Annotated in this window: 11 protein-coding genes; 2 read left to right on the top strand and 9 right to left on the bottom strand. The window is 61.3% G+C overall.

The window, feature by feature from the left end:
- Nucleotides 1-461: 461 nt before the first annotated feature.
- Complete coding sequence (locus L6D74_RS17130) at nt 462-932, bottom strand: hypothetical protein (RefSeq protein WP_236189884.1); 471 nt, start codon at nt 930-932, stop codon at nt 462-464.
- Nucleotides 933-1,385: 453 nt separating this feature from the next.
- Here L6D74_RS17130 and L6D74_RS17125 point away from each other — a divergent pair, with 453 nt between their 5' ends.
- Both L6D74_RS17125 and L6D74_RS17120 read left to right on the top strand, forming a co-directional pair.
- Nucleotides 1,386-2,321 carry a chemotaxis protein CheV gene (locus L6D74_RS17125; RefSeq protein WP_003226705.1) on the top strand — a complete coding sequence of 312 codons (936 nt, stop codon included), beginning with the start codon at nt 1,386-1,388 and terminating at the stop codon, nt 2,319-2,321.
- Nucleotides 2,322-2,411: 90 nt separating this feature from the next.
- Nucleotides 2,412-3,218: an MOSC domain-containing protein gene (locus L6D74_RS17120; RefSeq protein WP_236189883.1), complete on the top strand. Its 807-nt coding sequence runs from the start codon at nt 2,412-2,414 to the stop codon at nt 3,216-3,218.
- A gap of 70 nt (nt 3,219-3,288) precedes the next feature.
- Here L6D74_RS17120 and ppnP read toward each other — a convergent pair whose 3' ends face one another.
- From ppnP to L6D74_RS17080, 8 genes are all read right to left on the bottom strand, one after another.
- Nucleotides 3,289-3,573 carry a pyrimidine/purine nucleoside phosphorylase gene (ppnP, locus tag L6D74_RS17115; RefSeq protein ID WP_007940055.1) on the bottom strand — a complete coding sequence of 95 codons (285 nt, stop codon included), beginning with the start codon at nt 3,571-3,573 and terminating at the stop codon, nt 3,289-3,291.
- An 82-nt stretch (nt 3,574-3,655) separates the two neighbouring features.
- Nucleotides 3,656-4,198, bottom strand: coding sequence for a 3'-5' exonuclease (locus tag L6D74_RS17110; RefSeq protein WP_236189882.1), 543 nt, complete (start codon nt 4,196-4,198; stop codon nt 3,656-3,658).
- Nucleotides 4,199-4,267: 69 nt separating this feature from the next.
- Complete coding sequence (locus L6D74_RS17105) at nt 4,268-6,229, bottom strand: acetyl/propionyl/methylcrotonyl-CoA carboxylase subunit alpha (protein ID WP_236189881.1); 1,962 nt, start codon at nt 6,227-6,229, stop codon at nt 4,268-4,270.
- A 130-nt stretch (nt 6,230-6,359) separates the two neighbouring features.
- Nucleotides 6,360-7,157 (bottom strand): enoyl-CoA hydratase/isomerase family protein, encoded by a 798-nt coding sequence (locus L6D74_RS17100; protein ID WP_236189880.1) that lies wholly within the window; start codon nt 7,155-7,157, stop codon nt 6,360-6,362.
- On the bottom strand, nt 7,154-8,311 hold the full coding sequence (gene atuD / locus L6D74_RS17095; protein WP_007908685.1) for a citronellyl-CoA dehydrogenase: 1,158 nt from the start codon (nt 8,309-8,311) through the stop codon (nt 7,154-7,156). Before atuD ends, L6D74_RS17100 begins: the two co-directional genes overlap by 4 nt.
- 29 nt (nt 8,312-8,340) lie before the next feature.
- Nucleotides 8,341-9,957: an acyl-CoA carboxylase subunit beta gene (gene atuC / locus L6D74_RS17090; RefSeq protein ID WP_236189879.1), complete on the bottom strand. Its 1,617-nt coding sequence runs from the start codon at nt 9,955-9,957 to the stop codon at nt 8,341-8,343.
- Nucleotides 9,958-9,960: 3 nt separating this feature from the next.
- The gene (locus L6D74_RS17085; protein WP_236189878.1) at nt 9,961-10,830 is read right to left on the bottom strand and encodes an SDR family oxidoreductase; all 870 of its coding nucleotides are present in this window, start codon (nt 10,828-10,830) and stop codon (nt 9,961-9,963) included.
- 12 nt (nt 10,831-10,842) lie between these two features.
- On the bottom strand, nt 10,843-11,227 hold a 385-nt coding region (locus L6D74_RS17080), incomplete at its 5' end, for an AtuA-related protein (RefSeq protein WP_445009182.1).

The raw sequence follows: 11,227 nt of genomic DNA, 5'->3' as shown, positions 1-11,227 counted from the left end.
ATGTTCGCTGCGGGCAGACCGTCAGAAGGGCTGGCGGTCTCTGTCTGGAAAACGTTTGCTCAGGTTGTTGATTTCAAAACGGTTCAGTGATCGATAATTGAGCGCCAACTTCGGTGGCAACCCATCATTGAAGTCACAATGCCATTAATTGAAGCAACTAACGGGCTGCATAATACCACTTAACATACCGTTGGTCGCGTTTGCCTATATGTCCAAAGAGTCAGGAAACAGGCCATGTTGGACGAGAGTTCCATAATGGAAAAGTTGAAATATCCGACTCGATATTATCGATGCAGCAGCAAGTTACTTTTGCACAGGAAAACCCTGACATCAGCAGAAGGCAGTCAGCATTCATCAAGCGTAATTATTTATTGGAGGATGTCGCAGGCAGGCATGAACTATTCAATTGCGACTTTCGTCTGTGAGAAATGACGGGCCCGAACAGCCCACGGTATGCCCGATTACGCTTGGCGCTCCGACCAGGTTACGAGGGACATCGGCTTGCCATTGAGCGGCAATTGGAAGTGAGTCTGCCCCACCTGGCAGGCAAAGGCTTCGATCAGCGTCACCTGTTCGCTTTCATCCAGGCCCAATTGGCCGGTGCTTGGGTCGGTCAGTTCCAGTTGCCAGGCCATCAGGGTGAAGCAATCCTTCAGTGCTTCCAGGGCCTGTGCATGCAAATCCACGTGACCCTGCACCTGGTTGAGCAAGCCATGCAGGTGCAGGGAGAATTCGGATACCGCCTCCAGCCCCAGGGCATCGGCCTTGTTCGCCAGCTTGAGGAGGGTGCTGAGCATGCAGTCGATGGCGTCCTTGTCATTGCTGATCAGCTGCAGATGGCTGAGGCATTCTTCGGACTTGGCCAGGAGCGTTTCAGCCTCGACAAGGAATTCGGGGAAGCGCTGCGCCCAGTCACTACGGTCGTTCGGCATGCTTATCTCCACCACGTCATGTCTGATGAGGGAATGCCGTGTGTGTCGACGATCATGAACCGTCGCGAGACCGCGCCCCGGTGTGCATTGGCACAGACCTGGGGTTTCAAGAGGATGTGTTTCCACTGAACTGCGATCGCACACAATAGCCTGACTCCGTTCATGCAATGAGAATGGCGTCACATTAATGGCTATTGGATATCGCGAACATCAGGTTGGGCCTGATTGTTCCTAGGGGATTCCCTTAGGCACGGGAACCTGTGGCGCAAATCGGGGTCGCGCCGAGAAGAATGTAGCAGATGATTTCACCGGGCCAGTAAAGCATGATGTTAATGTGACATCAATGCCTGCCAATGGCATTTTTGTTGGTGATTTTGGACGGGATCAAGATCCGCCAGATTCAGCCGATAACCCCCAATAGTGAATTCATCAGAACAAGCCCAGGAGTCATTGATGGCCGGCATTCTCGACACGGTAGACCAACGCACGCAACTGGTGGGTGAGAATCGCCTGGAAATTCTCATGTTTCGACTGGCCGGGCGCCAATTGTTCGCGATCAACGTGTTCAAGGTGCAGGAAGTCCTGCAATTGCCGAAGCTGACTTTGATGCCCCAGCGTCACCCGTTTGTCTGCGGTGTGGTCAACCTGCGCGGCCAGACGCTGCCGGTGATCGACCTGTCCCAGGCGATCGGCATGCGACCGTTGGTGCCGGGCCCGAACAGCACGATCATTGTCACCGAGTACAACCGCTCGGTGCAGGCGTTCCTCGTCGGTGGCGTGGACCGCATCGTCAACATGAATTGGGAAGCCATTCTGCCGCCGCCGACCAGTGCCGGTCGCCAGCACTACCTGACTGCCATCAGCAAGGTCGACGATCAACTGGTGGAAATCATCGACGTCGAGAAAGTCCTCGCCGAAATCGTGCCGTACAACGCCAAGGTCTCCCGGGACAAACTGGACGACCCGGTGCTGGAGCGTGCCCGTGGCCGCGAAGTGTTGCTGGTGGACGACTCCAACGTGGCGCTCTCGCAATTGCGCGACACCCTCGGCCAGTTGGGCGTGAAGATGCACATCGCCAGCGATGGCCTGAAAGCCCTGAACATGCTCAAGGCCTGGGCCGATACCGGGGTGAACATGACCGACAAACTGCTGATGGTGTTCACCGACGCCGAAATGCCGGAAATGGACGGCTATCGCCTGACCACCGAAATTCGCAACGACCCGCGCCTGCGTGGCCTGTACGTGGTGTTGCACACTTCTCTGTCCGGCAGTTTCAACGACTCGATGGTGAAAAAGGTCGGCTGCGACAATTTCCTCTCCAAGTTCCAGCCGGACAAACTGGTGGATGTGGTGCGCCAGCGTCTGATGCTTGACGAAGTGCCGGCCTGATCCACAGGTCGAGGCTGACCCTGCGTCAGCCTTTGATTCGCTGACAAAGCTCGTATAGGGTGGCGTTTTTGACCCACCAGGGAGCTGGCCATGCTGCGTCTGAGCGCGCTTTATCGTTACCCGTTGAAATCCGCCAAGGGTGAGGTCCTGCAAGGGATCGGCCTGGACAAACTGGGGCTTGAGGGCGATCGACGCTGGATGCTGGTGGATGAGGCCAGCGGGCGGTTCCTGACCCAGCGTGCCGAAGCGAAAATGAGCCAGCTCTCCGCGTTGTGGAATGCCAGCGGCGGGCTGACGCTCAGCGCGCCGGGGCATTCGGCAATGGATGTCGCCTTGCCCGGCAGCGACGACAACCTGCGTGGCGTGACCATCTGGCGTGACACCCTGCGTGTGCCGGATGCCGGTGAAGAGGCGGCCCGCTGGGTCAGCGATTTCATCGGCAAGCCGACCCGACTGGTGCAAGTGCCGCTGGATCGCGCCCGGACGACCCAGGCCGGGTACGGCAACGACGATGACCAAGTGGCATTCGCCGATGGTTTCCCGCTGTTGCTGATTGGTGAGGCCTCGCTGCAACACCTGTCGCAGGAAGTCGGGCGTCCGCTGGAAATGCTGCGGTTCCGGCCGAATCTGGTGATCGAAGGCAGTGACGCATACGCCGAGGATGGCTGGAAGCGGATTCGTATCGGCGATGTCGAGTTCCGCGTGGTCAAGTCCTGCTCGCGGTGCATTCTCACCACGATCGATCCGCAGACCGGTGAGCGCAGCGCTGACCGCGAACCACTGGCGACCTTGCAGAAGACCCGTGCTCAGGCCGACGGCGCGATGTTCGGCCAGAACCTGGTCAACGACAGCAACGGCCGGCTTGAAATCGGCATGCCGGTAGAAATCCTCGAATAACCCGCCAGAAACGAAAAATGCCCGTGTCCCTGGACACGGGCATTTTTCATGACCGCAGGAAACCGGAGTTTCAGCCGCGGTATTCGCACAGGTAAGCGGTGTCGACGGCGACTTTCAGCTGGAACTTGCTGTTGGCGGGCACGTTGAACTGGCTACCGGCGGCGAAGGTTTCCCAGTCGCTGCTGTCCGGCAGTTTGACGGTCAAGGCGCCCGAAACCACGTGCATGATTTCACGCTGGCTGGTGCCGAATTCGTATTCGCCCGGGGCCATGACGCCGATGGTCGCAGGACCTTCAGCAGTGCCAAAAGCGATCGACTTGACGGTGCCGTCGAAGTACTCGTTGACTTTAAACATGGGCGATTCCTCTCGAAAAGGGCTTAAAAGGGTCAAAAAGGGGCGGCCAGTATGCACAAGGCTTCCGATGCCGTCACCTGTGCTAGAGCGGCAATACCAGTGGCAGCAGGCGTGCGGTATTGCGCGCATCTTCCAGCGCCCGATGCTGCTGACCGCTGAATTGCATCCCCGCCAGTTGCAACGCGCCATTGAGGCCCAGAGGCCGTTCGAGGCGCCGGGCCTTGGCAAAGCGCTGTTTGAGGTTCATGTGCGGCACCCGGCTCAGGGCGCTGTCGAGTTGAAGACGCTGCCATTCCTGAAGCAATTGCTTGCGGTCGTAATCGCCCCAGCTGGCCCAGCCTTCAAGGCGCGTCTGGTGCTGACCGAGCCAGCGCTCGAAGGCCGGCCAGACCTCGCTCAACGGCTGCGCCACGTCGATGTTGGCCTGGGTGATGTGCGTGAGTTCGCGGCAAAAGGGCGTCAACAAGGGGCGCCGCGTCGGTTTGACGAAGCGCTGAAAGTGATCCTGCTCGCGACCCGCGCGATCCACCAGGGTCGCGCCGATCTCGATGATCTCCATTTCCGTAACCGGCCAGCCACCCTCATCGGTGGTGGCTTCCAGATCTATGACCAGCCAATGGGGCATCGCAGGGTTCCTGATTTCCGCGTCCTGATTATTCAGAGCGTAGTCAAACCTTGCGGATGCGCGCGGCGACTACTCGACCTGCAACAGAACCTGACGATTTTTTACCTGATCGCCGACCTTGACCTGCACCCGCTTGAGCACGCCGTCGATGCCGGCCTTGAGCGGGTGCTCCATTTTCATCGCTTCCAGCACCACCAGCAGCTGGCCCTTGCTGACCGGGCTGCCTTCGCTGACGAGCACATCGATGATGGCGCCATCCATCGGCGCTTTCAACGTGCCGGAACTGACGCTGGTCTGACTGTCGATCACCGCATGAGTTCGGTCCACCAGATGCAGGCTGCCGGGGTGGGTGAACAGCCAGAGCTGGTCGTTGTGCAGGCGATAGGCATGGCGCTGGCGCAGGCCATCGATTTCCAGTGTCACGGCCCCGGCGGTGTGCTCGACCAGCGTGAGTTTGATGACACGTTCGGCGACCTGCACTTCAAACGCCTTGTCCGGACTGGTACGCAGTTGCACATTCCAGTCGCGGGCGTCGAGGCCGATTCGATAGAGCAACGGTGCGCCGGCGTTGTTGCGCCATCCGGACAGCGGTGCGCGGTGTTGCTGCGCGGCGGATTGGTAAAACAGCACCGCCGCGATGGCCAGCTCTTCGGCACTGGGCGAATAGGCGTGCAGGCAATCGTGATCGGCGAAATGTTGAGGGATGAAGCCAGTGCCGAACTCCCCGCTGATGAACTGCGGATGCTGCAACAGGCTGGCGAGCAAACGCTGATTGCTCTGCACGCCCAGCAACACGCTGTCCTGCACCGCACACAACAGTTTGCGCCGGGCCTCTTCGCGGGTCGCACCATAAGCGATCAGTTTGCCGAGCATCGGGTCGTAGAACGGTGAAATCGACTGTCCTTCAATCAGGCCGTGATCGATCCGCGCACCGCGATCCAGTGCCGGCGCCCAGGCTTCGACACGCCCGGTCTGCGGCAGAAAACCCTGGGCCGGATCTTCGGCGTAGAGACGCACTTCCATCGCGTGACCATCGAGTTTCACCTGCGCCTGGGTCAGCGGCAGCGGTTGGCCCTCGGCGACCGACAGTTGCCACGCTACCAGATCCAGCCCGGTGATCAATTCAGTCACCGGATGCTCGACCTGCAACCGGGTGTTCATCTCCAGAAAGTAGAACTGGCCGCTGGCGTCGAGGAGAAATTCCACGGTGCCGGCACCCACGTAGTTCACCGCACGCCCTGCCTTGAGTGCCGCTTCGCCCATCGCCTGGCGCAGTTCTTCGGTCATCACCGGGCACGGCGCTTCTTCGATGACTTTCTGGTGGCGACGCTGTATCGAACAGTCGCGCTCGCCGAGGTAGATCAGGTTGCCGTGATGGTCGCCGAACAGCTGCACCTCGACATGGCGCGGCTCGATCAACGCCTGTTCGAGGATCAGTTCATCACTGCCGAAACCGTTCAATGCTTCCGAGCGGGCGGTGCGCAATTGCGCCGGCAGTTCCTCGGCGCTGTGCACCAGTCGCATGCCGCGCCCGCCACCACCGGCGCTGGCCTTGATCATCAACGGATAACCGATGCGCTCGCCTTCACGGGCCAAGGTCGCATCGTCCTGCTCGGCGCCTTGATAGCCGGCGATGCAGGGGACGCCGGCGGCGAGCATGGCGATTTTCGATTGGCGTTTGCTGCCCATCAGTTCGATGGCTTCGACGCTGGGGCCGATGAAGGTCAGGCCGGCCTGTTTGCAGGCGCGGGCGAACTCGGCATTTTCCGAGAGAAAGCCGTAGCCTGGGTGGATGGCGTCGGCGCCGCTGCGCCGGGCGGCGTCGAGAATGGCCGGGATGTTCAGGTAGGACTGTTGCACGGGTGCCGGACCGATGTTCACGGCGTCGTCCGCCATTTGGACATGCAGTGCGTCAGCGTCGGCATCGCTGAAAACGGCGACGGTGCGATAACCGAGGGCCTGGGCGGTGCGCTGGATGCGGCAGGCGATTTCACCGCGGTTGGCGATCAGGATTTTGTGGAGGGCGGGCATGGTGGTTTTCCTGAATATTGGCGGTGGATTGAAGGGCCTCATCGCGGGCAAGCCCGCTCCCACAGGATGCAGTGGTGCTCACAAAAACTGTGGGGGCGGGCTTGCTCCGGGCGGCGTTCCGACGAAGCTTTCAGGAGGCCCACCTCGGTTTGCGCTTTTGCACAAACGCCATCGTGCCTTCGATGCCCTCGGCACCGGTCACCGCGGCGCTGAACCACTGCGCGGCTTCGTCCAGCAATTCACTCGACGGCTGGCCGGCGCTGGCCAGCAGCAGTTTTTTCGTCACGGCATTCGCTTCCGGGGCGCAACACAAGACATGATCGAGTACTTCATCCAGCCGCTCGGCGAGCGCCTGCGGGTCCTGCTCGACAAAATGCACCAGCCCCAGACGCCGGGCCTGATGGCCGTCGAAACGGGCGGCGGTCAGGGCCAGGCGTCGGGTCTCGGTCAGGCCGATGCGCTGCACCACAAACGGCGCGATCTGCGCCGGCAGCAGGCCGAGGCTGGTTTCCGGCAAACCGAATTGCGCCTGGTGATCGGCTATCGCGATATCGCTGACACAGGCCAGCCCGAAGCCACCCCCGAGCACTGCGCCTTGCAGCACGGTGATCAGCACTTGCGGTGCGTGCTGTGCTTCTTCCAGCAACGATCCGAACGCTCGGTTCAGGTCGCGATAGGCATCACTGCCCTGAGCGCGGGCGTTGGCCATGTCCTTGATGTCTCCGCCGGCGCAGAAATGCCCGCCGGCACCGCTGAGCACCAGTGCGCGGACGCTGCGGTCATCGCACACGCTGGCCAGCACGGCGCGCAACTCGGCGACCATTTGCAGGCTCATGGCGTTGCGGCTGTCCGGGCGATTGAGGGTGATGTGCAACACGCCGTTGTGCCGCTCCAGCAGCAGCGTCTGGCAATCGGGCAGGGCGCTCATTTCTTTTTCCCCGGCAGGATGCCCATCAGTTTGCAGATGATCCCCAGCATGATTTCGTCGGCGCCGCCGCCAATCGACACCAGCCGCACGTCGCGGTAGGCGCGGGCTACCGGGTTGTCCCACATGAAGCCCATGCCACCCCAATATTGCAGGCAACTGTCGCTGACTTCACGACCGAGGCGCCCGGCCTTGAGCTTGGCCATCGAGGCCAGTCGGGTGACGTCCTGGCCTTTGACGTATTGCTCGGTGGCCTGATAGACCAGCGCCCGCAGGCATTCGATTTCGGTCTGCAATTCGGCGAGGCGGAAGTGGATCACCTGGTTGTCGATCAGCGCGTTGCCAAAGGTTTTACGTTCCTTGCAGTACTCGATGGTGCTGTCGACGCAGTATTCCAGGCCCTTGATCATGTTGGCCGCGCCGAACAGGCGTTCTTCCTGGAACTGCAGCATCTGCATCATGAACCCGGCGCCTTCGTGGCCGATGCGATTGCGCTGGGGCACACGCACGTTATCGAAAAACACCTGGGCGGTTTCCGAGCTGCGCATGCCGAGCTTGTCCAGGTGCGAACTGAGGCTGATGCCCGGCGTGTTCATCGGCACCATGATCAGCGATTTGTTGATGTGCGGTTTGTCGTCCGAGGTGTTGGCCAGCAGGCAGATGAAGTCGGCGCTCGGCGAGTTGGTGATCCACATTTTGCTGCCGTTGATCACGTAGTCGTCGCCATCCTTGCGCGCGGTAGTCTTGAGCCCGGCGACATCGGAGCCGGCGCCGACTTCCGAGACGCCGATGCAGCCGACCTGCTCGCCGGTGATCGCCGGACGCAGGAATTCTTCGCGCAGTTCATCGGAGCCGAAACGGGCGAGGGCGGGAGTGCACATGTCGGTTTGCACGCCGATCGACATCGGAATGCCGCCGCAGTGGATGGTGCCGAACTCTTCGGCGGCGACGATCGAATAGCTGTAATCCAGACCCATGCCGCCGAATTTTTCCGGCTTGGAAATCCCCAGCAGACCGAGGTCGCCGGCCTTGCGGAAAATCTCGTGGATCGGAAAGCGCCCGGCCTTTTCCCATTCATCGACATGGGGGTTGATCTCGTGCTCGACGAACTGGCGGACGGTACGGCGCAGTGCTTCGTGTTCCGGGGTGAAGATCATTTTTATTGTTCTCCTTTAATCCGTGGCGATCAGAACCGGCTGACGCCGAAGCTGTTGGGTTGCAACGTGCGGATATCGGCTTCGTGGCAGATGTCCAGCAGGTAACCGAGCAGGGTGCGGGTGTCGCGTGGATCGATCAGCCCGTCGTCCCACAGGTTGGCGCTGCCGTAGAGGGCGGTGGACTGGCTGTCGAGTTTCTGCGCGGTGACCTGCTCCAGCATGTCGAGCATTTTCGGATCGGGCACCAGACCGTCCTTGAGCTGTTTGGCTTCGGTGACGATGCGCAGCACCTTGCCGGCCTGGGCGCCGCCCATCACCGCGGTGCGGCTGTTGGGCCAGGCGAAGATGAAGCGTGGATCGAGCCCGCGTCCGCACATCGCGTAGTTGCCTGCGCCGTAGGAGCCGCCGACCACGATCGTCAGTTTCGGCACCCGCGCATTGGCCACAGCCTGGATCAGTTTCGAGCCGTGCTTGATCACGCCGTGCTGCTCTGACTCGGTGCCGACCATGAACCCGGTGGTGTTGTGGAAAAACAGCAGCGGCGTCTGGCTCTGGTCACACAGTTGAATGAACTGCGCCGCCTTGCTCGCGCCGTTGGGCGTGATCGGGCCGTTGTTGCCGATGAAACCGCAGGCGCGCCCCTGAATCTTCAGGTGGCCACAAATGGTCTGCTGATCGAACTCGCCCTTGAACTCCAGGAAGCGCGATTCGTCGGCGATCCGCGCAATGATTTCGCGCACGTCGTAGGTTTTTTTCGGGTCGTCCGGGATCAGGCCGAGCAGTTCGTCGATGGGGTACAACGGCTCCTTGAATGGCGGCTCAGGCAGCCACGGCAGTTGCTCGTTCCAGTTCAGCAGGCTGACGATTTCCCGCACCTGACGCACGCCGTCGGCATCGTTTTCGGCCAGGTATTCGGCGGTGCCGGCGACTTGCGCGTGCATCTCGGCGCCGCCCAGTTCTTCGTCGGTGGCGACTTCACCGGTCGCCGCTTTAAGCAATGGGGGGCCGGCGAGAAACAGCTTGGCCTTGCCGCGCACCACCACCACATAATCCGACAGCCCCGGCTGATAGGCACCGCCAGCGGTGGCTGAGCCGTGCACCACGGTGATCTGCGGCAAACCCATGGCCGACATCCGCGCCTGATTGGCAAAGCTGCGTGCGCCTTCGACGAAAATTTCCGCCGCGTAATTGAGGTTGGCGCCGCCGCTTTCGGCGAGGGTGATGACCGGCAGTTTGTTTTCCTGGGCGATCTGTTGCAGGCGCAGGGATTTTTTCAGGCCCGACGGGGAAATCGTTCCGCCCTTGATCGCGCTGTTGTTCGCCACGATCAAGGCGCGCACGCCGGACACGTAACCGATGCCGGCGATCAAGCCGCCACCGGCCGAACTGCCGTCCTTGTCGTCGTGCAGTTTGTAGCCGGCCAGGCTCGCCAGTTCGAGGAACGGCGCGCCGGGGTCGAGCAACAGATTCAGACGTTCACGGGGCAGCAATTGTCCGCGTTTGTCGAATTTCGGTTTGGCCTCGGCAGCCTTGTTCAGCAGGTTCTGTTCGAGTTGCTGGACTTGCTCGATGGCGGCGATCATCGCTGCGCGGTTGCGGGCGAAGGCTTCGCTGTGCGGGTCGAGTCGGGATTGAATGACCGGCATGGCTTACTCCTTGTCCTTCAAGACATCCGGCATATAGGCCCGGTGAAAACCGTTGAACGATTCGCTGTGGGTCGCCTTGTGCAACGGCCAGGCGCGACTGCCCAGGCTGGCCGCACCGTCGATGCGCAAGGTGCTGCCGCTGATGAACGCGGCAGCCGGGCTGAGCAGAAACACGATCGCCGCGCTGACTTCCGATTCGGTGCCGATGCGCTTGAGCGGCACGTGTTCGCGCAAGGTCGGGATCACCGCTTTGAACGCGCCTTCATAGGTGTCCATGCCGCTGGAAGCGATCCAGCCCGGCGCCACTGCATTCACCCGAACACCGGCATAACCCCATTCGAAGGCTGCGGTTTTGGTGAAATTATCCATGCCCGAACGCGCGGCGCCGGAGTGGCCCATGCCGGGCATGCCGCCCCACATGTCGGCGAGCATGTTGACGATGTTGCCGCCGTGTTTGCTCATCGACTGATTGAATACCTCGCGGGCCATCAGGAAACCGCCGACCAGATTGGTCCGCAGCACGGTTTCGAAACCTTTCTGATTGATCGAGGCCAGGGGCGACGGGTATTGGCCGCCAGCATTGTTGACCAGCCCGTGGATCGGCCCGTGTTCACGGATCAGTTCGCTGATCAGCGCCTTCACCGCTTCTTCGTCACGGATATCGCACGCCTTCCAGCTCGCCCGACCGCCGTCCTCGGCAATTTCGGCGGCGACGGTTTGCAGCTTTTCCGGCTTGCGTCCGACCAGCACCACGTTAGCCCCGAGCGCCGCCAGTTCATGGGCGGTGCAACGCCCGATGCCACTGCCGCCGCCGGTGACGATGACGGTCTGACCGCTGAACAGATCAGCCCTGAAAATCGATTCGAACGCCATGGTGCCAATCCTCTAGTCGAACTGTTCGGCGATGCTCTGCGGCACCGGGATCTGGATTTCCAGTAGTTGTTGGGCGAAGGCCTTGCCTTGCGGGTCGATGCGCAGGCTCGCCACGCCGCCGCCACCGAGGGCGTTTTCCAGCAGGAAGTTGAGGCTGTGGGTGCCCGGCAGATACCAGCGTTCGACCCGGCCGTGAATCGGATCGAGGACATGGTTCATCCAGTCGACGACCACCGCCGGGGTCAACGCCTCGGCGATCCACGGCAGGTATTCGGGACGGCGCGGCATGACGCCGATGTTGCTGTGATTGCCCTTGTCGCCGGAGCGCGCCACGGCCAGTTTCACCAATGGCACGCTCGCGTCGGCGCGGCCCTGGGGTTTGGGCGTTTCATGGGGC

The sequence above is a fragment of the Pseudomonas pharyngis genome (assembly GCF_021602345.1).
GTDB classification, from domain to species: Bacteria; Pseudomonadota; Gammaproteobacteria; order Pseudomonadales; family Pseudomonadaceae; genus Aquipseudomonas; species Aquipseudomonas pharyngis.
The sequence above is the reverse complement of the archived record's forward strand: the minus strand, read 5'-3'. Positions and strand labels throughout refer to the sequence as shown.